The sequence below is a fragment of the Humiphilus diazotrophicus genome, from assembly GCF_059726315.1.
This window is the reverse complement of record NZ_AP040870.1, coordinates 3,683,126-3,704,668: the sequence shown is the minus strand read 5'-3', so window position 1 is coordinate 3,704,668 and position 21,543 is coordinate 3,683,126. Positions and strand designations below refer to the sequence as shown.

Below are 21,543 nucleotides of genomic sequence, written 5' to 3'. Positions count from 1 at the left end.
AATTTCAGAATATGACTGTATCGTCGATTTGCAATGTCCTGCTAACGATGGGCATAAACAAGGACAAAGTCTTTTGCTATCTAAAATGTTCCGATCGCACTATAGCAATAACATATAAACAACTATACGAAAATTCTCTTCGTTATACAGGTGTATATCAAAGCAATGGCTTGCAGCCCGGGAATGTCGTGTCGATCGCATTGAGCCATGGAGAAGATCTTATATACACATTTATTGGCGCAGTTCTCGGAGGTTTCATTCCCTCGTATGTTGCTCCTCCCAAGAATCGGCAAGATCCTGCCCACTACTGGGAGCAATTAAAGATTCAATGTCAGCGGGTCAGTGGTGGAGCTTTTGTAACAGATCCAGAAGCCGCCTCTGTGTTTTCTTCTTTTCTCGATGATTCACAGCTCAAGCTGATCGCAACCGGAGTGCCATTGCAGGAGCTTCCGAAAGGAAAAGCCCATCCCGCTCAACCTGGAGATCTGGTTCTCTTACAACATAGTTCGGGGACAACGGGAAGCCGCAAAGGTGTGGCATTATCTCATCGGGCAATTCTTGATCAAGTAAGTCACTATTCAACAAAATTATGTCTCAATGATCAAGATGTTGTTGTCAGTTGGTTGCCGCTTTACCATGACATGGGGCTAATCGCAGGTTTCCTGATGCCGATGTTGACAGGGACCCCGTTGGTGTTAATGGATCCTTTTGAGTGGGTCTCGAGTCCTTGGATGTTGTTGACTGCAATCACCGAATATCGGGCAACATTAACCTGGTTACCTAATTTTGCCTTTCATTTTCTTGCTCGTGCAGGTGTGCCAGAAAATACTGTAGTTGATCTTTCCTCGATGCGTGCCTTTATCAATTGCTCTGAGCCTTGTAAAGCAGAAGCGTTTGAGGTCTTCCTTAGGCATTTCGAAAAATATGGTGTTCACAGATCGAAGCTCCAAATCTGTTACGCGATGGCTGAAACGGTGTTTGCTGTTGCGCAAACCGAATTGGGGGAAGAAATAAAGCCTCTAGCAATTTCTCATCGCGGGCTGGAAGCTGGAAAGGTCCTGTCCCCTGAAGACGAGAAGGACAAGTCACTTCTTATGCCTGTTGGAACACCACTGGCTGGCACCCTTATAAAGGTGGTCGATCCAGATAGTCGGGAGTTGCCCGAAGACTCTATTGGGGAGATCGCAATTTCTTCGCCATATATGTTTTCAGGCTATTACAAGGATGAAGCCCTTTCGGCACGTGCGATACGATCTGGTTACTATCAGACCGGAGATCTCGGGATAATTCGTGATGGGATCTGCTATGTCACTGGAAGGAAAAAAGAACTCATTATCGTCAATGGTCGAAACTACTATGCCCACGATATTGAGGAGATTGTGAATAGAGTGCCAGGAATCAAAGCAGGACGCTGTGCGGCGTTTGGTGTGCATAACTCAACGGTCGGCAGCGAGGTAGCCTATGTCATTGCGGAAACCGAGACCCCGCCGTCCGGCTACACTATAATCGTTCGTGCAGTCAAGGAAGCGATTCAAAGTGAACTATCTCTCGTATTGGGTAAAGTGGTTTTAGTACCACCAAAGTGGTTGATCAAGACCACTAGTGGCAAAGTATCTCGTAATTCTAACCGTGACAAATACCTTCATCTTGTAGAAGGAAAACAAACAGAGCAGCTTGGCAGGGAGACTAGGTATGAACGTGATGGAAATAATACAACAGGTAATGCGGGATACATTCCTGAATGATTCGCTAGAGATTTCATGTGAGACAACAGCTCTAGATGTCGATGGGTGGGATTCTCTTTCCCATTCAATATTTGTTTTGGGCCTCGAGAAAAAATTCGGCGTTGAATTGGATATTAAAAAGGTCAATAATTGCGCCAATGTGGGTCAATTATCAGATTACATTTTGAGCTGTCTCCCTTAGAAGGAGAGGCAGCTCAAGATAGGCACCGATTAGGGACCGATAGGATCGGTGGGGGTGGTCAGTAGGATGTACTGTGGATATTTACAAAGCGCAGCTCGGCTTTCCCCTGCTAGAGATAGGAAATGTCCCGAGAAGTTGCCGGTGCTGAGCCTTATGCCACAACCGATCTGTTCGGCATAAGACCAATGAATGAACCGACCCACAGTACAAGCTTGAAGCCAGGCCGTTTTCATTTCATCCTTAGTGAGTAATTCCAATCATTTGGTCTAGGTCTCTGACCGTGAGATGTTGTTCTTTGAATAGCCGAATTTTCGGCGTGCCTTAGTGCGAGTAAATTTCCAGCCGATAGTGGTGCGTTCACGATTCATCTTGCGGTTCCATGCGGTAGCTTCTCGCTGTAGGTCTTCCAAGGAGGGGATTCTGCGGATCCCCAGACATTGGCGACTGAACAGGCTGATCTCAATCTCTGCCTGATTCAGCCAACTGCCATGTTTCGGGGTGTAATGCACGGTGAAACAATCCCACAGCAGACTTCCGATCTTCTCTCCGTAACGATCCACCAGGGCTTTGCGATGATGCGTACTTAGATTGTCCATTACCAAATGGATCGTGTCAGCCTCTGGATAGCTGGCTATGATCTCTACCAGGTAATCGGCAAACTCCTGCGAACAACGGTTTGGCGTGATTTTGGTAAAGTGTCGTCCTACTTTGGGTTCCACCCCGCAAAATGCGTTGACGGTGCCACGGCGCTCATATTCGCAATCTCGCCGGGTGACTCGTCCGGGTTGCATGGGATGCGGCGGGCGAACCTCGGCGTGCAAGACCACCGGCTTTTCATCCACGCAGACTACCGGTTCGGTCGCCGAAAGTGGCTTCTCATACACCTCCAGAACCTCTTCCATTCGGCAGATATACTCCTCATTCAGCTCTGTGATACACCAGCTTTTTTTCTCGCCACGGCTTCAGTTCATGGCTTTGTAGTAGTATGCGAATTGTTTCTCGACCTACTGTTGTTACCAGCTTTCGCTTGATTGCTTCTGCGGCGATCAAGCGCACACTCCACCGCGCCTGGCCTTCCGGTGCCGCACCACATACCATTGCGATAATCCGCTGGCCTTGCGCTGTAGTCAGCAAGGGCTGCTTGCCTGGTCGCGGCTTTTCATGCAAGGCTGACTCCAATCCTTCCCTCTTGTACCGCATAGCAATGGCTCTTACTGTCTTTGCTGCCACGCTCAAATTACCAGCTACCTGCATCACTCTCTGTCCTTGGTCCAATTGCTGCAAAATTAGCCCCCGGCGCAACACTCGCGCCGACTCTCGGCCCTTGCTGAGAAGCTCCCTTATCTTTTGCCGATCCTTTTTCTCCAACTCAACTTGCGTCTTCTCTGTCTTCCTCATACCTCCAATTTGAATCTCGCTCCATTACTTTCCAAGTACCTTTCTCTGTACCTCTCTTCGCGGTCAGAGACCTAGTCACTAATTGGATTTGACGCTACTACATAAATTTCTGCCGCAATATCTGGATAGCGTTCACCCAATTGCATGAATGCCTGGAGCATTGCAGGCGTCCAATCCTGGTCTATTTGTCCATTGGAAAGAGGCTTTATCCAATATCCTCCGAATAGATCAATCTGAAATCCAGACTGAGTGAAAGCTGCACGAAATGACTCAGGATTAAAAACTCGCCGATGCCCATGATGTCGATCCATATCATTCATGGCGTCTTCGCACGGAAGAAGGCCCATAATAACCGCACCCTGTCTGTGCAGGGACCTAGCATTCGGTACAGCGGCAAAAACCATGCCTCCAGGTTTGAGCCAATTACGCACACGCAAAAGGATATCCATCGGATCTTGTACATGCTCAAGAACATGGCCCAAGACGATATTGTCGAAATGCTCCCCTGGTTCAAATTTCTCAAACAGTGAATGCACCACCTTTACCTGTGGAAACCGTTGAGATAATCCTTCACAGAACAGTGCAGAACCATCGACAGCAGTAACGGGAATTCCTAATGAAGTAATATGTCCGGTCATTATTCCTTCTGCCGGTCCCAGTTCCAGCAGGTTGCCGGTCTTGATATACCGCCTCAAAATTTTGAAGCAATAAGCCATTGCGGTTACCGGACATAAACCCGTTGCATATAGAGAAGATTGTGCTACCTTTTGCAGTCGTATCCCCTCGTTGGAATTCAGATTTTTCTGATTATCTGACATAGCTAGCACCTAAAATTTCCAATTGTCGACAAATCGTACGTCTTTGGCAAATCGTCATTCAACATATACCCGCGATATTTGTCGGTAGTAATCCGTACATCTCGATGCCTTTTGTGGTAAATACAGTGATCATATTGGCTATCCAAGAAATGCTAAATGCATAGCTCAACTGGAACCCGACCAGACTTAACAGCCGAGATAATTACTTCCTTCATGAGATCCTCCCGCTTTCCGAGGGGTGCATTGCTGCAATGCCGACAAATGGGAGGAAGATCTCCCAGGAGCAATTTTTCGCGGAGGTTTACAATTGCATCACCGTTCATCACCACATTTGCTCCATCTTGAATATTTGCAAATGCTTCCTGTACGACACAACAGGGAAATACCTGGCCATCTGCTCCGATAGTGACAGTTCCCCACGGCTGGGTGCAAATTCGAGTCATCCCTTCAGCTACTGAATCTTCCTCTTTTTTTCCTGAGACCAGTTGCACTAGACGTGGCTGAATGCTCACCGCCGTAGATGAATTCTCCAGTACTTTTGAGACTTCCTTAAGTTCTTGAGTAGCCAAAAGAAGTTGATCAGATGAAAAGCTCTCAATCGAACGAACCTTGTCAGTATCCAGACCGTCGAAAGCATATAAACTGCTAAGCGTTATGCAATCGACCTTTAACTCAGCACAGAGACTCGCAAGCTCTCTAATCTGAAAGACATTTTGATTGGAAACTGTGCAATTTACCTGAATTCTGGGCATTGCCATCTTCTTAAGGCGAGCACGTTTTCGCAATGAGAGAAGATTGAATACAATATTCCTGAGATCTACCGATCGACGGAGATCCTTTTGCATGGTAGCATCCGATGACTCAATGCTGATGGTTATCATCGCCAGTTGAAGCAGTGAGTCTAATTCTTCCTCGGAATATAGTCGGCCAAAGTTAGAGTTAATGGTTAATGTCGGACAATACTCTCGAACTCGTTGAAAGAGAATCTGCCAATCACTTCTGAACGTGGGCTCGCCAATTCCAACAAAAGCAACGAATGCTGGATGAGCCTCTTTGATAAATTCTAATGTCTGATCAAATACTTCTGCAGACATTTCCATGTCTCTTCCAGGGATAGAGGCGTTGTCAGGAATTGATTTTGTGCAGAAAACGCATCTTAGGTTGCATTTGCTTGTAATTTCCAAGATAACGGTCTGAAACTTATAGCAATGCAAAAGATCGATAATATACTTCTTCCCGTCAACTTCCAATCGGGCGCGCCGCAAGCTGTCTGATTGCATATTAAAACCCTTCTTTGTTCAACAAATCACGCATTCAAGTATCGGTTCAAGAATATAGATTCATAGGTATGCTTGGTAGCGGTTGAGACATGTTTTTTATAATAGATCAGCCAATAGAAGACCCGAGATATCCACATATCTCAATTCCAATCTTTTTACTGAAAGAAAACCGATCTCACTTCTGAACTCGTCCTGTTAGTCCGAGATGAATTCGATGTACTGTTGACCAGGGTGAGCGACAGATCTAAGGATTCGGCATTTAGAGGATAGTAGTTCAGGTCAAAGTAAAAGACTCCATTTGGTCAATGCTGTCTGTATGTCCGGAAATATGAACTTAATTCCTCTCGCTGAAAAAAAAGTGATATTTCTCATTCCAGAAGTCACCGCAGCAAAAGGTATTCCTGCTTTTTCCGCTGCCGCCTGATCGGTCTCAGAGTCCCCCAGAAAGCATGAAATGTCATACTTTCTGAATACTAGATTCTTATCTAATACGCTGTTATCACCAGTCGTTACAGAGACCGTTGTGAGGTGATCTTTGAGGCGCAAAAGGCGCAACTGAGTAAAAGTGTGAAATTTATTCCTTCGAGCGGTAACTAAATGCAATTTGTGTCCTTCCTCTCTCATGCTCGATAGGGCCTCATGCGTTCCGGGTATTACTCTGTCGAACAAAAGCCAGGGAAAATTCTCAATACCAAAACCCCAGAGAGCACAAATCCTCTGTACCAGCTCATCAGGAAATCCAAGATAATGTAGCGCTTGTCTGTTGGACGCCCCTTTACGCTTGTGTTCCCAATATGCTTCAGAATCTATTGCTACTCCCATCTGTCGACAAGCGATTCTCATCAGGGTGCAATGCCGGTCACGGCACGTTATCAGCGTGCCATCCAGATCTAGTCCGATGTTCATGCTTCGGAACTCATTAGCTCTATATACTGGCGTGTGACATAGCAGGATTTTCGTATCCGCTTAAGGTGATGGCGCCAGTCCTGTCCCAAAATTTTAGCTAGATGAGCGGCAAAAAAATTGCAGCCATTTGCCGCACTGATCGCGGTTCCCGCACCTAATCGCGGGTTTATGTCGGTGACTCTGAAAACGTCATTGCAGATAGCCTGAAAACAGAAGGGGCTTGTCAATCCGGTTCTAGCTGTAAGTGTTCTAGCATAGTTCTCCAGAATAGCGTGCTCCTCCAATTTTGCTTTTGTGCATACGCCATTTTTCACTTCCAATCTCTCACGCACAGAACAAAAAACGATCTCGTCATCGCCTGTTGGGAAACAGTCGACGGTAAACTCGCGACCATGTATGAATTCCTGAAAAAAACATTCATCAGGAATGGCAACTAGATCTTCAACTTTCTGAATTAACCAACTAGCCTTTCCTCCAAATCCCCCAGGAAGCTTTGCATAACAAGGGAGATGATTGATAACGTCGTCGCGTCCGACCGTTACAGGAACGGATATACCTAAGTGCAAAAGATGTTCAGCATAGAATTGCTTATTAATAGCAAGACTAATAAATCCTGCAGGAGGAATAATAGCCATTGCCTTGATATGGTCCTGATGTGACGCAGCAAATTGGATCTCGGGGTCGATAATCGGGAGGTAGTAGCTTATTTCGTACCGGTCAATCAATTCGTTTAGTAGGTCGAGATATTGGTCGCTGGCCTCAAATAATGGAACCTGCACATGTGCCTCGGAGAATAAAGAGGCAGTTACAAGGTATCCTGGATTAATATCTGCGGTAATCAGGGATAAATCTGGAAAGTGTTGAGCTGCTGCTTGGACGTAACTGTAAGCAGTCCCAGTCCCTGCAGCCGTTATTAGTAGTCTCTTTTTCATGTTAGAGCCCAATTTCCCCCCGCCCCCCAAAGCAAGAGTTCTTGAAGGAAAGGACAATGGTTCTTTATATAATTTGCATCAATGTTGTCTTCCAGCTACTCTCCATAGCTGATGGCTACACCATCTCTCTTATACATATTCTTCGTGTGACCCATGTTGAAATAGTCGAGATTGCTTGCTGTTAGGAATTGGCTGCCGTATTCACCTAGATTTAGCTTCCATTCAGCGAAGGCGCGTCTCTTCTCTGCTGGATCGTGGTGAGTAATGAGTCCGATATTGGGCCAGTACATGTTTCGTTGACCCTGTCCATTTTTGCTGATGTGGATTGGTTGGCGCTCTACCATTACTAGGAAGTGCGACAGTGCAATCGAAGGCGCCAAGTTCTCTGAGGCCATCGTTTCTGCGCGATTGATCGCTTGCCTGTAACGAATCATGAATACACGTTCCGGCAATGGGGTATCACAAATGAAGGACAGCAACTCGCTATACTTCTCATTGAATTCGACAAAGCGAATTGGGAAGAGACCATATTCTGTGGCCCACTTGATGTTCACTGCGAAGAAATCTGTAGCGACGCCTGTACGGAAGATATTCGAATTGCCTTCTGCTCCCCAGGCGCAAGAAGCCAAATAGAGATTACGGCCGCGCATGGTATCGACGATGGCCTTGATGTACTGAGGCATCACGCACCACGTGTCGGATGCTAGCACTACCACATGTTCGATATCCGGGTAGTTCGACCGAATTGCTGCGATACCTTCATCAATCAAGTGCATTGCGCCGGCGTAGTGGCCGGGGTTGTCGAGTTGCAACAGTTCGTCTTCAAGATACTTTTCTGGCCAGATCTCCTGCGGGCCATTGAAGGCATGCACGATGACCGTGTCTTCCAGGCCTGGAGTGCGCTGCCAGATATTGCGGATGATCTCCATGTTGATTCGAGCATCATCGACACGATTATAGGTGTAGATCACAACACCTATCCGGTTTGACGAAGCCTTTGCGCCTTTTTCAAAATTGCTCAACTTACTTCCTCCGTTGGGGTAAACAGGTCGCTATCAACCAATCAGGAGATAACACCGCATGTATGAAATGCTTAGGTCCAATCGCGATTCAAATTTGAAGCTGAACTAGCTAATCATCCGTTTCTGAATGACGTCGACAATTGCTTCCACTGCTTCTTCAGCGCCGATCGAGACTATACAGTGGCTTCCCTCCGACTGACATGTCTGTTTGCACGGCCAAAGTGCAGACTTGGGCTGAAGTACAACACATCTCTCCTTCCCCTTGGGGCCCATGCGCATGGGGGAGAATCGACTCGCCGGATTACCCTCGGAGGGATGTGGGGAAAACAGTACGGAAGGAACGTCTACGGCTGCAGCTATATGAGCAGGCATATGCCCGAAACTTACAATTGCCGTGGATTTAGCCACAATGGCTACGAGCTCACGCATTGTCGCACGTCCACACAGATCTACGCAATTGCTAAAAGAAGATGCAATTGCCTTCGCCTGTGGCTGCATGTCCATGGGACCAACCACCAACAATTGAAGGTCAGGAATCATCGCATCTGTACGTTTCAGGATGGCTATCAGTTTCTCTGGCGGGAGGCAATGCCTCAGGCTTGTAGCTCCCAGAAACACAGTCAGAACAGGTCTATCGGTCTTGATCCCTGCTGATTCCAGCATTCGATCGGCCGACTCTGTGTCTTCTTGTAAGGCCCAGATATCGAGTGTATCCGTATCGGAAGCACCGTTAACATATCTCAGCAATGCTTCGTTGTGTTCTGTTTCGTGTGCGAAGAATGGCCGCTTAATTACGTCTGTATAAAATGCGTTAGCGTAATCGTGCTTTGTTGCAAAGGGCTCCGGTGGAACTGCAAATCCTATGACTCTCTTTGCGCCGGTACTAGTCGCAACATACGATCCTAACGTGAAGTCATCTTCATATCGAGGAACCAGAGTCAAATCATAGCTTTTGTTTGTGCAGCTCTTCCTGAAGTGTTCGACATTCTCCGGATTCCCACCAACTTCTACTACGATCTTCTTATCTGGTGTGTCCTTTACCTCGGCGTAGACTACATGATCAACCAAGGGACAAATCTCAGCTAATGGCATGCTCTCACGAGTAACTACTAAGTCGATAGTGGCATCGGGGGCGCTCTGTCTTAAGCCACGAAGGAAAGGGGTGGCCAAGATGAAGTCCTCAGGGTAATCCATCTTAATCACGGCAATATTCTTGCATTGAGCAACATCGATGGGCGGCCTTAGGTTGGTAGAACTTGTCTGATTGCCGCTGAGGCTTACAGATGCCATGAATGTGAACTCCTAAAAGTAGATTGCTCGATCGGAGCATCTCGATGAATAATTTCAGATCTTATCTACATCTATGCCAGCTACTTAGCAGACGGCGCTAACCTGTTGTCCACCTAATTTACGAACAAGCCATTGCTTGAGGCCTCCGAATAGTCCCGGTCGCGCTGGGCTGGCTACGGCTGGCAAAGCTGGTATAGGTGCCGAAATTGTTGGTGCCACTGGTGCCTGCATTTTTGCAAGTGTTTCGCGAACTTGAGCGCGCAAGGATTCTACTTCCAGTGCGCACTGGCGCAGATATGCGGAGGTGCTCAGTTGGGCTTCATCTGCACGGGCCTTGATTAGTGCTGATTCGTCTTGCGACAAGCGGACAGTTAAAGCAGAGGAACGGAGCGCGGTGGACTCTACGCGGGCAAGACCTGTTTCTTGGCGGAGTACTTGCGCAAAACTTTCCTTTGCGTGCCTGGGCTTTTTAATCGATTGGCTGGCTGAAACTGTAGCAGAACCCGCGGCAGTTGCGTTCTTCCTGTTCGCAGAAGATTTACGCCCGCCTTTGCTATGTTGAGCCTTCTTTACGGGAGCGGGAGCCGCAGCCTGTACTCTCGGTTCCTCTACTATTTCCACTGGGGCAGCGCTGGGCTTGATCGATTCCCAAGTCGAGGTCTCGGGAAGAGGCTGAATCGGTGAATCTGTTCGATGGTACCGAGCGGTGGCGCGTAGCGCCTGTTCGTAGCTGATCTCGCTGACTGCGTTTTTTACAGATGCAGACGGCTTTGCTTGGGTTTGCGTCATAGTCCACGCCTGGAAGCGGCCTATGACGGCGTCCAAGTCTTCACTCGGTCGGCTGGTCTGCGGATTCAGACTGTTCATAGGCAAAAGAATAAGGCGGCTGTTGCCCATGAATGAGAAAGAAGTAATCTCGCCGGTTTTCCTGTTTCCCGAAACCCGCCCTGGTTTCAATGTGGGAAAGTGTTGCCCTGGACTTTTGCGTCTTTCATAACTTGCTCAGCCAGAATGACTTCCTTGATTGTTTGCACAAATATTGTTGCTAGTTCTGTGGAGTGCTAAACAGCTTTTTCTGACGAAAAGCTGCGTAGAGATCCTTCTGGCGAACACATCCTTTATGAAAACGGTCTACCCTCGGGCAGAAAAAAGGAAACGGGAATCTTGTGTTGGAGGGGTTTGCAATAACGAGGTTATGGTGGATGCGGCCAACGGCTTTGCAAATAGATAGCCTTGTCCAAATCTGCAACCAAGCTTTCGCAGGCAATTCAATTGGTGATCGGTCTCAATTCCCTCAGCAACTACATTCAGCTTCAATGACCGAGCCAGTTCAAGAATGCTGCGGACGATCTGCCAGGAATGCTTCGATTCACAGATGTCCTGCACAAAAGAGCGGTCAATTTTCAGAGTATCGAAGGGAAAACGATGGAGGTAATTCAGCGAGCTATATCCGGTACCAAAATCATCCATCTGTAGACCTACACCTAGTTCTCTCAGCTCTGTCAGCATTGCCAATGCTGCTTCAGAGTTTGGCATCAGACAGCTTTCGGTTACCTCAAGCCGCAGATCTGTTCCGGTGAGGCCGGTATCTTGCAGTGCGCGTGAGACCTGTTTAGGAAGATCAGGAGAGCTGAACTGTTTTGCAGATAGGTTGACGCTTACACGCAGTTCGACATTGTCCGAAGCGAGATTCCGCCATTCGCAGATTTGCCTGCAGGCTTCCTTTAAGCCCCATTCTCCGAGCGGCAGGATGAGGCCCGACTCTTCTGCTACAGGGATGAATTCATTTGGTGAAATCAGTCCATGCTGTGGATGCTCCCACCGAATAAGAGCCTCGAAGCCCACTACCTCTTTCGACGACAAATCTACTTCGGGTTGGTAATGCAGAACTAGATGATGATGTTCAAGCGCATAGCGTAATTCCGCTTCCAAGTGAAGTCGGCGGAGAGTTTCCTCACGTGTCCGCAGTCCTGCTGTGCCTTGAGTAGAAGCTTCATGCCTGTTCGATTCTGTAGTTGCTATTTTATTCCGTTCTTCTTCGCGATAGCGGAGACAACGAAGTTCCAGCTGATCGGTGGCCAACGAGGCAAGGGTCTTCAACGTGACCTGTTCTTTTTCCGACCAGGCGGGTCGCGGACGATGATCCAGTATGCAGAGCGCTCCTATGGCCAGCCCTTCTGAGGTGTAGATTGCAGATCCTGCATAAAAATGAAATTTCTGTTGCCGGTTCGTAGAACGCAGAAAATGAAATCTTTCGTCTTTGCTGGCGTCGTGGATTATCAGTCCGTCACCGGATTCAACAATATGTGTGCAAAATGCAGCTTCTACAGGAATTTCCTGGAGCGGAACGCCATGGCAAGATTTCACCCACACGCGGTCATCGTCCAGAAGGGCCAACAGTGCTACAGGAGTTTGAAAGACTTCAGCTGCAAGCTTGGTTAGGGAGTCAAATCCTTTTTCCGGTGGAGTATCGAGCACTGTCAATCGTCGCAATGCTTCTAGCTCCATATTGTTGCCTGGTGCAGAAATTGACGGTTTTACTCCGATGGCCATATCTCTCCTACAAATCTTCGTGTGGACAGGCCACTGAAGGAGTCTCTTTTGCTAGAGACAGCATTTCCATTTCAACTTCTAAAGAAAGTGACAACTACAAAGACAGTTAGACCTATAAACGAATATCGGAAAAACCTTCCCAGGCCTTAGAAGTGTAGAAAAATCGGACGATTCGGAATGATCAGTGTTCCAATACGGAGCGGATTGGCTTTTTCGGACTTCGAAGCATTCTGTGAGCAGTAGTTAAAATGGTGTGAGGCAGAGGCAATTGGCCACTAAATAAAACAAAATAAGACTATTACATTATTATTTATTATTTCTTCGCCGTATCATCTCCTATCAATCTATGTTTCGTAGCACCGGCTTTCCCTTTTCTCCCATCTCTATATATCCAAAGGGGCTGTGATGATCATGGGTAAACAATACGAGCCATCTTTCTGGGATAGCCCTTTTATAGAAACGCTTTCTCTGCTCAATACATGTCAGAGGATCGAGATCGTAGCCCATCACCCAAGTCACGTCCAAATGTGCACTGGTAGGAATCAGGTCTGAGATATAGCACGCCCTTTGCCCACCGGAGTCGATATTGACGCCCATCAGTTGCGAAGTGTGACCAGGGTAGACGTCTACTGAGATTCCCGGGAGAATCTCCTGCGGTTTGGTAAGCAGCGTCATCTGTCCGTTGTCGAGCAGAGGATCGTAGTTTTCGCTGATGTAGCTGACAGCATCCCGTTCATATTGACGATGTCCGTGCTCTACCTCTCCCCGATGTGCAAAGTAGCGAGCGTTGGGAAATGTGGGCACAATTCGCTGGTCTTTCAGTTTGGTAGTGTTCCATCCGCAATGGTCGAAATGTAGATGAGAGTTGATGACGATATCGACATCTTCAGGACGAATTCCCGCAGCTGCAAAGGACTTCATCAAAAGCTGTTTGGTGGAGTAGATAGCACGAGTCTTTTCGTTAAGTTTGTTTCCTAGACCGGTTTCGATGACGATCGTGTGCTTCCCGTTCTGAGCTACGACAGTATTGGTTCCGACCAGAATCCTATTTTGCTCATCGGCTGGTGCACGTTTCTCCCACAGAGGTTTAGGAACCACTCCAAACATGGCTCCTCCATCCATCATGAAGAAGCCATCGGTGAGAATCGTTAATGTGAACTCCCCGACTTGGACACGACCTCGGATGAGGTCGTGTGAGTCCAAGCGTTCGGCGGGGTGAGAGAGCGTCATCGTCATTGCACAGTACCCTTTGGTTCTGCTTGAGTAGATGGGCTGGAGGCTGTTGCAGATGCTGAAGGATGCATCAGATTTTGTTCAAAGTGAGCAAGAATGCGCTCGAACAAGTGAGTTCTTGCCTGTTGTCCGCCAATTGCATGTGTTTTGCGAGGATAGAGCTGCAGGTCGAAGGGGATATCGGCATCGATCATCTTTTGAATAAACTGAATTGAATTTCCCACATGAACGTTGTCGTCACCTGTACCGTGGACCAGCAGCAGGTGTCCCTTCAGATTCTGCGCTTGATTTACAACAGAGAAATCACGATAACCTCCCGGAAATTCTGTTGGAGTGCTCATATAACGTTCTGTATAGACCGAATCGTAGTTGCGCCAATCCGTCACTGGTGCAACTGAAACACCGGCGCTGAATCGGGTGGAATGTGTGAGCGCGTACAGAGTAAAGGTTCCGCCCCAACTCCATCCCCACCAACCGAGCCGTTTGCTGTCTAGCTGTGGATACTTCGGAAGAATTGCATCGACTACAGACAGTTGATCCTGTAGCTGTACTGGCCCGAAGTTGTGATACGCCGCGTAAGCAAAATCGCGTCCACGACCTCCCATGCCACGATTATCCACATGCAATACTGCAAAGCCATGCTGGACTAATAGCTGATCAAACAGAAAGTTCACTTGGCCCCATTGGTTCTTCACCGTCTGGGCATGAGGGCCGCCATAAGGATTCACGATTAATGGAACACTTGCAGGTGCAGTGGAGTCAGGCATCAAAAGACTTCCGTAGAGGATGAGTCCTTCAGCGTTCTTGATCTGTAACTCCAAGGGCGCTTTCAATCCAAACTCGGCAGGAGAACGAGATTTCCAGAAAACCTGGCATCCGCGTTCCGGATGACAGATGCGTATTTGAGGCGGATTCATTGTTGTGGACCAGGTATCCACATACATTCCTCCGCTTGGTGCAAAACTTGGCTCATGTGTTCCTGCTTCCTGAGAGAGCTTTTTTTTCTGTGTCCCATCCAAACGGATCTGCCAGACATGTTGCTGTCGCGGGTCTCCTTCGTTGGAGACGTAATAAACCATCTGTGACTTGGGATCGACCAACTGCGTGGAGATAACTTCATAATCTCCGGAAGTAAGTTGCCGTTCGAGTTGCAGATCCGACGACAGCGGATTTTGAGAGTTGAATCCATAGAGGTACAGATGAGTGTGCCCGTCGCGCCAACTGGTCAATAAAATCTGCTTATCAAGGACGGTTACATCATAGTTTTCGTCAAAGAATTTTTCGGCAGTCTCTGCATACGCTTGTTTTGCCAATCCGGTGCTTGTGTCCGCGAAATAGATTGATAGGTGCTTATGATCACGGGTGAGGACCTCTGCCCAAATGGTGTGGCTATTGAGCCAACCGAAGCGTGGAATGTAGTCTTGTCCAGCTTCCAGAGGAAGCTTGATCCAGGTTGTTCTCCCGCCATTGGTGCTTACAACGCCAATTCGAACATCTGGATTTAGATCTCCGGGCATTGGATAGTGTTGGGCGTCCACTGATGCGTGGACCGGAATCCAATCGGCTAGAGGGTAACTAGGGACGTGGTTCTCATTCGTCTGCAGATAAGCAATGTGTTTGGAATCCGGAGCCCAAAAGTAGTTACTGCGAACATCCAGCTCTTCCTGATATACCCAGTCCACTTCTCCATTTAAAACATCGACTTCATGCGTAGAGGTGAGCTGTGTCGTTGGAATAGCCGGTTCCTGGAGCCGCTTGATATAAAGGTTGTGGTCGCGCAAGTAAGAGATGAAGGCACCATTCGGAGAGAACTTAGGGTTATCTCCACTACCTGCTCCGGTAAAACCAATTTCGATTCCAACCTCATTTCTAAGGTCGTAGTACCACAGGCGTCCATTTGTATCGAAGAGCAAATGGGTCGAATCCGGAGACCACAAATAGTTCGCCATTTTATAGCGACTGCGGTGATCTTTATCCTTTTCGGTATTCGTGTCGTTGACGAGTGCAGCCAACTTTTCGTGGTTGACCAGCATGTTGGGCATAGCGGTTGCTAAGTCTATTCCAACAAGCTCCCCATTATTGCTGATGAACGTAAGATGTTTTCCATCCGGAGACCAGTTCAAATCGTTTGGTGGGACTCCAGTCAAACGATCTCCTCTGTAAATTTCTGCTACAGTCAGCGGTTTGCCCGTAGAGGTCTGTGCAAAGGCCGGGGCTGCAAGAGACGCAAATAAAAGAAGAATCAAGAATCGTATCAATGTTGAGAGCTCCACTGAGACTACGGGTGCAGTGTAACCCAGGAAGAAGGGAGTACCATCTATAGCTATACAGGCCCGCTTTGGAATGGCCGTCGAATCCCGTTGTAGAAGCATGCTTGGGGGAGTTGTCCCTCCGTGCTAGACTGCGAAGAATTCATGAATAAAGATCTCGAAAAACTCATTCGCCTGCAAACAATCGATGAAGAGATTTCTCATCGTATCGAGGGCGCGGCAGCACTGCCTAAGCGACTGGCTTCTATCGAGGCAGCACTGGCCACAGAGAAGCAAACGCTTGTCGATACGGAAACGGCTTTGGCCCGGGAAGAACAAGAACGGAAGAAGATCGATGACAGCGTCAAGAGCCATCTCAATAAGCTTACGAAGTACAGAGATCAGGTTTCCAAGGTAAAGACGAATGAGCAACTGACGGCTATCGAACGCGAGATCGAGTTTGCCGAGGCCGAAATCCGGCGCCTGGAAGACGCCGAACTGGATAGCCTGGCGAAGAGCGAGCAGCTAGAGGGAAAGCAAGCCGCAGCACAAAAAGTGGTGCATCAGCAGACGGTTGTAGTCCAGAGCGAAAGAGTGCAGGTACAGGTCGCCGAAACCGTCCACAACGCACGTATCCAGATGCTCAAAAAGCAACGGGAAGCTGTCCGGGCAGAGATCGGTGAACAGCTCTTGTCCATATATGACCGGGCGGCGTCTGCGCGCAAAACCGGTTTGGCGCGTGCGCATGAGCGTCAATGCCTGGGGTGCCAGATGGCCATCAGGCCTCAGATCTGGAATCAGGTTCGTGACGGTGAATTGCTCACCTGTGAGAACTGCGGTCGCCTGCTTTATTGGGATCTTGCAAAGGAAACAACCAACAATGGCAAGAATCCCTATCTTGCGCATCGCAAGATAGCTACAAAAACTTCCGAGTGACAGATTCCAAATTCTGGGATCGTTGCGATTTCAACTACATCAGCCCCGCGTGCTCTTTTCCTGGAGCCCGGGGCTGAAATTTTTTGGTTCGCCCGGCTGGTTCTGAAAGCTCCTCAGCTTGGCTCTTTTCGTTCAGCTGAATCCTTATGGAAGAATCCATTCAGTTCAGCGAAAGAGATTGCATTATCGAATTCTGTGACTGTTCCGTTGTTAGCAATCTCTGTTGCCGCCCGGCTGAATGCTCCCCAGGCAGTCCGAGCCAGGGCTGATCCTACACTGACGCGTCGAACGCCCAACTTTGCCAAGTCTGCGATAGAGAGGCCGATATTTGAGCTGAGAAGAAGATTCACGGGCTTTGGATGAACAGCGGCTATGACGGCTTCAATGCCCTCCCGATCTTTTATGCCTGGAGCAAAGAGCACATCTGCCCCCGCCTCTGCGTACGCTTCCAGCCGACGGAGTGCTTCCGTCAATGGGGCCGGGCGTCCAACTAAAAAGCACTCCGCACGAGCTGTGAGCAGAACCTCACCTCCGGCATTGTCAATCGCTTTCCTGGCGGCCCGGATGCGTTCGACGGCCAGCGGCAAGTCATAGAGTGGCTTATCCGGTTGTCCTGTGGCGTCCTCAATCGACAAACCAGCGACACCGGTGGCGATGCACAGTCTGACGTTTTCAGCCACTCCGGCTGGATCATGAGCGTAGCCCGATTCAAAGTCGGCATTTACGGGTACATCTACCGAGGCTACGATTTCAGCGATGTGCCGGAGAACCACATCACGGGGTACAGCCCAGCTGGCATCCGGCAATCCGTGGGAGAAGGCAAGCCCGCTACTGGTGGTGGCCAAAGCTTTGAAGCCCAAAGAACAGAGATAGCGAGCGGTCCCTACATTCCAGGGATTGGGAATGACGAAGCAGCCACCTTCATGAAGTTTACGAAAGGCCAGGCGACGCTCTCGGACCGTGGAATCCGGAATTGATTGCACCGTAAATGGTGCGTCTGCAGTGGTTTTCATTCGGCGGAGTCTCCTTGCTGTTTGACTGTCTCTGTTGAGTGGCGACGCAAAGTTTTTACCTGTAGACAATGATCAATTCTCAGGCAAAGCTGTGCCCTTACACGCAGGTGAGGGGAAGATCACAGGCGGCGTCAAGATTTCCTGGTAGTGTGTTTCTTGCCCATAAAGATTGCCAAAGCTGCTTGCGGGCGCAAATTCCTAAACACGACTATCAGGATAATGAAGCGTATTTGCGTAGACATGGACGAGGTAATGGCCGATACCTTGAGCGAGCATCTTCGTCGTTATAACGAGGAATACGACGAGGCCATTACCAAGGATGATTTGCATGGCAAGATCCTCTGGGATGTTGTTTCCAGCGACCGGCATGAACGGCTGCGTCAGTACCTGCATGCAGAGGACTTCTTTGCAGATCTGGATGTGATCCCAGACAGCCAGGCAGTGCTTAAAGCTCTCAGCTTACACTTTGACATTTTCATTGCAACTGCAGCGATGCAGGTCCCGAATTCGTTAGGGCCAAAGTATCGCTGGTTACAGCGTCACTTCCCTTTTATTCCTCCTACTCACTATGTCTTTTGCGGGGATAAGGGAATTCTGAAAGCCGATTATCTGATCGATGACCTTCCGCGTAATCTGGATCGGTTTTCCGGGCAAGGCCTGCTCTACACCGCGCCACACAATCTTTTGGCGAAGGGCTATACACGCGTCCAGAACTGGACGGATATCTCCTGCTACTTTGAAGGTCAGCCCGACTAGAGAGTAATTTCGGCGTAGATATATCCAGGAGTAGCGACTATCTATGCAGGTTTTCCGTTCAGAAAACCTGTACATCACGATTCTCCGAAAGGACACAGTAACGCTGGAATTGCTTAAGATGCCGCTTCCTTTAGTGAAAACCGACTTCGGGCTTTATGGCTTGTAGATACAGCTACACCAGAATTGCTATAGACCGTTTTACAAATATCGTGTCTGGGCTGGTCTCTAGGTGAGGTTCTTTTGCAAAGCGGCCGCCGATACTGCTCAGTCGGCCGCTTTGCTCTGGAACTCAGGGTTTAGGGGTTGCTCCATTTCCTGAAGAGGTGGAGCCCACAGGATGGTTGTTGCGGACAGGTGGCGGATAGGCCGGATGCGGAGCCGCAACTCCAGGTGTTGATATGGAGCGCACGCTTACTGTGGAATGCATATTCTGCGGCAGATGCATGGTAACGATAATCGCAACAGCCGGAGTGGTACCGCGGCAACGGTAGGCATGAGGAGTGCTGGCGTCGAAATAGACGCTATCTCCGACCTTGATCTCATAAACCTTATCGCCGTGTCGGATTTCCATTTCTCCGCCAACAACATATAGAAACTCGTATCCAGGATGCACGTGAGGCTTAATTTCGCGGTTGGAGTCCGTCGGAAGAAATTCGGCGTAATACGGATCCAACTGCCTGTCGGGGATCATGTATGCCAAACTCTCGAAGTAGTAAGTAGGATCTTCAACTCCGGTTTGTGGTAGTTTCACACGCTCTCCCTTGCGATGAATCCGGAAAAGAGAGTGAGGCTCAGCTTCGAAGAAGTAAGACAAATCCTTATTGAAGACCATGGCAATGCGAGCGAGATTTCGCAATGTCGGTACAACTCGTCCGGTCTCCAATTGCGATAGAAAACTGGCTGAAAGTCCGGTATGTCTTCCGAGCTCAACCAAGCCCATCGATTTTTTCAAACGCAGGCGTTTAATGCGTTCTCCAATTCGCTTTTCTGCAATAAAAGTGTCGGCAGAGGACGGATCTATCGCATTTACTTCCGTAGATATCGGCGTTTCTTTTAACTCCGGCTTAATGTCCATAGGGTCCCGGGTTCCTTTGCGGTCGTGCAGACTAGCGTCTGATGCTTCTGCTGCTTCTTCTGTTGCTTCAATCGAAATTCTTTTCTTGTTTTACGATCTGGGCATTAGAAGCACATCCTTTCAAGGAGGACTTCCAATCATGTGTTCAACTCGCATCCTCCTCAGTGGCGCGTCTGGCATGATCGGTACTACTGTAGTACGGACTCTGGCAGAGAGACAGATTTCTTTCTATAAATTAGTACGCCACCCCTCCTCGAACAGCGATACAGAACTCTTTTGGGACCCGGCAGCTGAAAAGCCTCTTCCCGAAACTGCGCGACTAGAAGGGGCTTCAGCAATGATTCATCTGGGCGGTGCAAATATCGCCGGACATTCCTGGACTCCAACTTATAAACAGCAATTGATTACAAGTCGAGTCCGGACCACGAAGATACTCTCTGAAGTTCTCTCTTCGCTAATGGAAAAGCCCAAAGTTTTTCTATGCGCTTCAGCCATTGGATATTACGGTGACAGGGGCGATGAGATATTGACCGAAGACTCTTCCCCCGGAAGTGGCTTTTTATCAGAGCTTTGTCTGGAATGGGAACGCGCAACTGAAGCGGCTCAAAAGGCCGGAATACGTGTCGTTCATCTCCGATTTGGTGTGGTCTTGGGGCCAGGTTCCGGAGCTTTGGCCAAAATGCTTCCTGCCTTCCGCCTTGGACTGGGAGGACGATTAGGGTCGGGAGGCCAGTGGATGAGTTGGGTAAGCCTGGCCGATGTAGTTTCTGCAATTCTCTTCTTGATTCAAAATCCAAGCTTGTCTGGTCCTGTAAATGTAGTCAGCCCCAATCCGGTGACCAATGCTGAATTCGTACAACGGCTGGCACATTTGCTTCGGAGGCCTGCACTTCTGCCCGTTCCGGCATTTCTTCTTCGCGGAATTTTTGGAGAGATGGCACAGCAAACCATGCTTGCGAGCAGCCGGGCGATGCCAAAGCGCCTGCACGAAGCAGGTTTCCAGTTCCAATATGAAAGGATCGACGAGGCTCTACAGGCAGTGCTCCGGTAGACTAATGTTTCATGGACTGCGCGCGGAAATCTTTGATCGGGTTAGGTTTTGCCGGACTCATGTTGGTGACGGGTTGTGGAACACCGGGGGCACCACAACCCCCCAGCCTCAATTTGCCGGATCGAGTTCAGGACCTTTCTGTGAGCCGTATCGGCAATGAAGTACATCTGCATTGGACGATGCCTCGCCGCAACACTGACCGACTTCTGCTGAAGGGACAATATACGGCCCATCTCTGTGTCGATGAGGGTGCGGGGGCATGCACGACAGTTGCTGACCTTACCTTTTCTCCCTCCGTTGTTGGAGACTATCGCTACACTTTGCCGGGAGGATATGCGTCCGGTGGTCCTCGTCCTCTCTTCTATCGGATAGAAATCCGTAATCACTCGGGACACTCTGATGGTTTGTCCAATCCTGCCATTACGCTGGCAGGACAAGCTCCGCCAGAGATCAATGGGTTCGCTGCACAGGTTCATGTGGACGGCGTGGTATTGCACTGGACTCCTGCAGTGTCGGAGATCGTACGCTTCCATCGAACGCTTGAAACCTTGCCCTCCTCAACCGGGAAGAAGAAGCAGCAGCAGGAGCGCTCAGCTCTGAATAGTTCCGGGCCTGAGCCAAAAGAGCAAGGTATGTTGGTCAAACCTGTAAACGGCAAGGATCCAGGGCAGGCATTGGATGCGACGGCAATTCCAGATCGCAAGTATCAATACATCGCAGAACGTATTATTCAGCAGCGGGTTCAAGGTCAATTGGTTGAAATTGCGAGTGCGCCGTCCAGTTCCATTGCTGTCGATACCCGCGATGTCTTCAAGCCAAACGTTCCAACCGGATTAGTAGCCATTGTGGTTTCAGAGGAGAAGGCCATTGACCTCTCCTGGAATGCAAATACGGATCGCGATCTGGCTGGTTATGTGGTGTATCGACGTGAAGAGTCGGGTTCAGCTGCCCGGATTTCTTCTGCGCAGCCCGTTCTGCCGCCGGCCTTTCGCGATGCTGCTGTACGTGCCGGACATCGCTATTTTTATTCAGTGAGTGCGGTCGATAGAGATGGCAATGAAAGCGCGCGCTCAGCAGAGGTGGAAGAGGTCTATCCCTAAGTTTT

The 21,543-nt window shown here is 48.9% G+C and carries 20 protein-coding genes; 6 read left to right on the top strand and 14 right to left on the bottom strand.

The window, feature by feature from the left end:
* Positions 1 to 11 precede the first annotated feature (11 nt).
* Together AC6I7T_RS15870 and AC6I7T_RS15865 are read left to right on the top strand one after the other, a co-directional pair.
* Complete coding sequence (locus AC6I7T_RS15870) at positions 12 to 1,745, top strand: AMP-binding protein (protein WP_497794479.1); 1,734 nt, start codon at positions 12 to 14, stop codon at positions 1,743 to 1,745.
* Positions 1,693 to 1,926: an acyl carrier protein gene (locus AC6I7T_RS15865; protein WP_497794478.1), complete on the top strand. Its 234-nt coding sequence runs from the start codon at positions 1,693 to 1,695 to the stop codon at positions 1,924 to 1,926. Before AC6I7T_RS15870 ends, AC6I7T_RS15865 begins: the two co-directional genes overlap by 53 nt.
* A gap of 266 nt (positions 1,927 to 2,192) precedes the next feature.
* On the opposite strand, the gene AC6I7T_RS15860 is transcribed toward AC6I7T_RS15865, so the two are convergent.
* The 12 genes from AC6I7T_RS15860 to AC6I7T_RS15805 form a co-directional block, all read right to left on the bottom strand.
* Complete coding sequence (locus AC6I7T_RS15860; protein WP_497794477.1) at positions 2,193 to 2,828, bottom strand: IS630 family transposase; 636 nt, start codon at positions 2,826 to 2,828, stop codon at positions 2,193 to 2,195.
* 16 nt (positions 2,829 to 2,844) lie between these two features.
* Entirely contained in the window at positions 2,845 to 3,324 is a 480-nt protein-coding gene (locus AC6I7T_RS15855; protein ID WP_497794476.1) for a helix-turn-helix domain-containing protein, read from the bottom strand.
* A 71-nt stretch (positions 3,325 to 3,395) separates the two neighbouring features.
* Positions 3,396 to 4,142, bottom strand: coding sequence for a class I SAM-dependent methyltransferase (locus tag AC6I7T_RS15850; protein ID WP_497794475.1), 747 nt, complete (start codon positions 4,140 to 4,142; stop codon positions 3,396 to 3,398).
* 152 nt (positions 4,143 to 4,294) lie between these two features.
* On the bottom strand, positions 4,295 to 5,422 hold the full coding sequence (locus AC6I7T_RS15845) for a radical SAM protein (RefSeq protein WP_497794474.1): 1,128 nt from the start codon (positions 5,420 to 5,422) through the stop codon (positions 4,295 to 4,297).
* A gap of 279 nt (positions 5,423 to 5,701) precedes the next feature.
* Entirely contained in the window at positions 5,702 to 6,328 is a 627-nt protein-coding gene (locus AC6I7T_RS15840) for an HAD family hydrolase (protein WP_497794473.1), read from the bottom strand.
* A complete protein-coding gene (locus AC6I7T_RS15835) occupies positions 6,325 to 7,260 on the bottom strand; it encodes an ATP-grasp domain-containing protein (protein WP_497794472.1) in 936 nt (311 codons plus the stop codon). The genes AC6I7T_RS15840 and AC6I7T_RS15835 overlap by 4 nt, the downstream gene beginning before the upstream one ends.
* Positions 7,261 to 7,355: 95 nt before the next feature.
* Positions 7,356 to 8,282: a hypothetical protein gene (locus tag AC6I7T_RS15830; RefSeq protein ID WP_497794471.1), complete on the bottom strand. Its 927-nt coding sequence runs from the start codon at positions 8,280 to 8,282 to the stop codon at positions 7,356 to 7,358.
* A gap of 105 nt (positions 8,283 to 8,387) precedes the next feature.
* Positions 8,388 to 9,572 (bottom strand): glycosyltransferase family 9 protein, encoded by a 1,185-nt coding sequence (locus AC6I7T_RS15825; RefSeq protein WP_497794470.1) that lies wholly within the window; start codon positions 9,570 to 9,572, stop codon positions 8,388 to 8,390.
* Positions 9,573 to 9,656: 84 nt separating this feature from the next.
* Positions 9,657 to 10,469 (bottom strand): plasmid mobilization protein, encoded by an 813-nt coding sequence (locus AC6I7T_RS15820; protein ID WP_497794469.1) that lies wholly within the window; start codon positions 10,467 to 10,469, stop codon positions 9,657 to 9,659.
* A 234-nt stretch (positions 10,470 to 10,703) separates the two neighbouring features.
* The gene (locus AC6I7T_RS15815; RefSeq protein ID WP_497794468.1) at positions 10,704 to 12,125 is read right to left on the bottom strand and encodes a sensor domain-containing phosphodiesterase; all 1,422 of its coding nucleotides are present in this window, start codon (positions 12,123 to 12,125) and stop codon (positions 10,704 to 10,706) included.
* A gap of 339 nt (positions 12,126 to 12,464) precedes the next feature.
* Entirely contained in the window at positions 12,465 to 13,361 is an 897-nt protein-coding gene (locus tag AC6I7T_RS15810) for an MBL fold metallo-hydrolase (RefSeq protein ID WP_497794467.1), read from the bottom strand.
* On the bottom strand, positions 13,358 to 15,616 hold the full coding sequence (locus tag AC6I7T_RS15805; RefSeq protein WP_497794466.1) for a S9 family peptidase: 2,259 nt from the start codon (positions 15,614 to 15,616) through the stop codon (positions 13,358 to 13,360). The genes AC6I7T_RS15810 and AC6I7T_RS15805 overlap by 4 nt, the downstream gene beginning before the upstream one ends.
* 156 nt (positions 15,617 to 15,772) lie before the next feature.
* Here AC6I7T_RS15805 and AC6I7T_RS15800 point away from each other — a divergent pair, with 156 nt between their 5' ends.
* Positions 15,773 to 16,543, top strand: coding sequence for a zinc ribbon domain-containing protein (locus AC6I7T_RS15800; protein WP_497794465.1), 771 nt, complete (start codon positions 15,773 to 15,775; stop codon positions 16,541 to 16,543).
* 113 nt (positions 16,544 to 16,656) lie between these two features.
* Here AC6I7T_RS15800 and AC6I7T_RS15795 read toward each other — a convergent pair whose 3' ends face one another.
* Entirely contained in the window at positions 16,657 to 17,556 is a 900-nt protein-coding gene (locus AC6I7T_RS15795) for an isocitrate lyase/PEP mutase family protein (RefSeq protein ID WP_497794464.1), read from the bottom strand.
* Positions 17,557 to 17,775: 219 nt separating this feature from the next.
* Here AC6I7T_RS15795 and AC6I7T_RS15790 point away from each other — a divergent pair, with 219 nt between their 5' ends.
* On the top strand, positions 17,776 to 18,312 hold the full coding sequence (locus AC6I7T_RS15790) for a 5' nucleotidase, NT5C type (RefSeq protein ID WP_497794463.1): 537 nt from the start codon (positions 17,776 to 17,778) through the stop codon (positions 18,310 to 18,312).
* Positions 18,313 to 18,601: 289 nt separating this feature from the next.
* On the opposite strand, the gene AC6I7T_RS15785 is transcribed toward AC6I7T_RS15790, so the two are convergent.
* Positions 18,602 to 19,387, bottom strand: a complete 786-nt coding sequence (locus tag AC6I7T_RS15785; RefSeq protein WP_497794462.1) for a helix-turn-helix domain-containing protein — start codon at positions 19,385 to 19,387, stop codon at positions 18,602 to 18,604.
* Between the two features lie 139 nt (positions 19,388 to 19,526).
* On the opposite strand from AC6I7T_RS15785, the gene AC6I7T_RS15780 reads away from it, so the two are divergent.
* Positions 19,527 to 20,438 carry a TIGR01777 family oxidoreductase gene (locus AC6I7T_RS15780; protein WP_497794461.1) on the top strand — a complete coding sequence of 304 codons (912 nt, stop codon included), beginning with the start codon at positions 19,527 to 19,529 and terminating at the stop codon, positions 20,436 to 20,438.
* Between the two features lie 11 nt (positions 20,439 to 20,449).
* On the top strand, positions 20,450 to 21,538 hold the full coding sequence (locus AC6I7T_RS15775; RefSeq protein ID WP_497794460.1) for a fibronectin type III domain-containing protein: 1,089 nt from the start codon (positions 20,450 to 20,452) through the stop codon (positions 21,536 to 21,538).
* Positions 21,539 to 21,543 lie beyond the last annotated feature (5 nt).

Bases quoted from the DNA above. Each gene is read 5' to 3' on its own strand.
- AC6I7T_RS15870 (WP_497794479.1), top strand. From the start codon at position 12: ATGACTGTATCGTCGATTTGCAATGTCCTGCTAACGATGGGCATAAAC.
- AC6I7T_RS15865 (WP_497794478.1), top strand. From the start codon at position 1,693: ATGAACGTGATGGAAATAATACAACAGGTAATGCGGGATACATTCCTG.
- AC6I7T_RS15860 (WP_497794477.1), bottom strand. From the start codon at position 2,828: ATGGAAGAGGTTCTGGAGGTGTATGAGAAGCCACTTTCGGCGACCGAA.
- AC6I7T_RS15855 (WP_497794476.1), bottom strand. From the start codon at position 3,324: ATGAGGAAGACAGAGAAGACGCAAGTTGAGTTGGAGAAAAAGGATCGG.
- AC6I7T_RS15850 (WP_497794475.1), bottom strand. From the start codon at position 4,142: ATGTCAGATAATCAGAAAAATCTGAATTCCAACGAGGGGATACGACTG.
- AC6I7T_RS15845 (WP_497794474.1), bottom strand. From the start codon at position 5,422: ATGCAATCAGACAGCTTGCGGCGCGCCCGATTGGAAGTTGACGGGAAG.
- AC6I7T_RS15840 (WP_497794473.1), bottom strand. From the start codon at position 6,328: ATGAACATCGGACTAGATCTGGATGGCACGCTGATAACGTGCCGTGAC.
- AC6I7T_RS15835 (WP_497794472.1), bottom strand. From the start codon at position 7,260: ATGAAAAAGAGACTACTAATAACGGCTGCAGGGACTGGGACTGCTTAC.
- AC6I7T_RS15825 (WP_497794470.1), bottom strand. From the start codon at position 9,572: ATGGCATCTGTAAGCCTCAGCGGCAATCAGACAAGTTCTACCAACCTA.
- AC6I7T_RS15820 (WP_497794469.1), bottom strand. From the start codon at position 10,469: ATGGGCAACAGCCGCCTTATTCTTTTGCCTATGAACAGTCTGAATCCG.
- AC6I7T_RS15815 (WP_497794468.1), bottom strand. From the start codon at position 12,125: ATGGCCATCGGAGTAAAACCGTCAATTTCTGCACCAGGCAACAATATG.
- AC6I7T_RS15810 (WP_497794467.1), bottom strand. From the start codon at position 13,361: ATGACGATGACGCTCTCTCACCCCGCCGAACGCTTGGACTCACACGAC.
- AC6I7T_RS15800 (WP_497794465.1), top strand. From the start codon at position 15,773: ATGAATAAAGATCTCGAAAAACTCATTCGCCTGCAAACAATCGATGAA.
- AC6I7T_RS15795 (WP_497794464.1), bottom strand. From the start codon at position 17,556: ATGAAAACCACTGCAGACGCACCATTTACGGTGCAATCAATTCCGGAT.
- AC6I7T_RS15790 (WP_497794463.1), top strand. From the start codon at position 17,776: ATGAAGCGTATTTGCGTAGACATGGACGAGGTAATGGCCGATACCTTG.
- AC6I7T_RS15785 (WP_497794462.1), bottom strand. From the start codon at position 19,387: ATGGACATTAAGCCGGAGTTAAAAGAAACGCCGATATCTACGGAAGTA.
- AC6I7T_RS15780 (WP_497794461.1), top strand. From the start codon at position 19,527: ATGTGTTCAACTCGCATCCTCCTCAGTGGCGCGTCTGGCATGATCGGT.
- AC6I7T_RS15775 (WP_497794460.1), top strand. From the start codon at position 20,450: ATGGACTGCGCGCGGAAATCTTTGATCGGGTTAGGTTTTGCCGGACTC.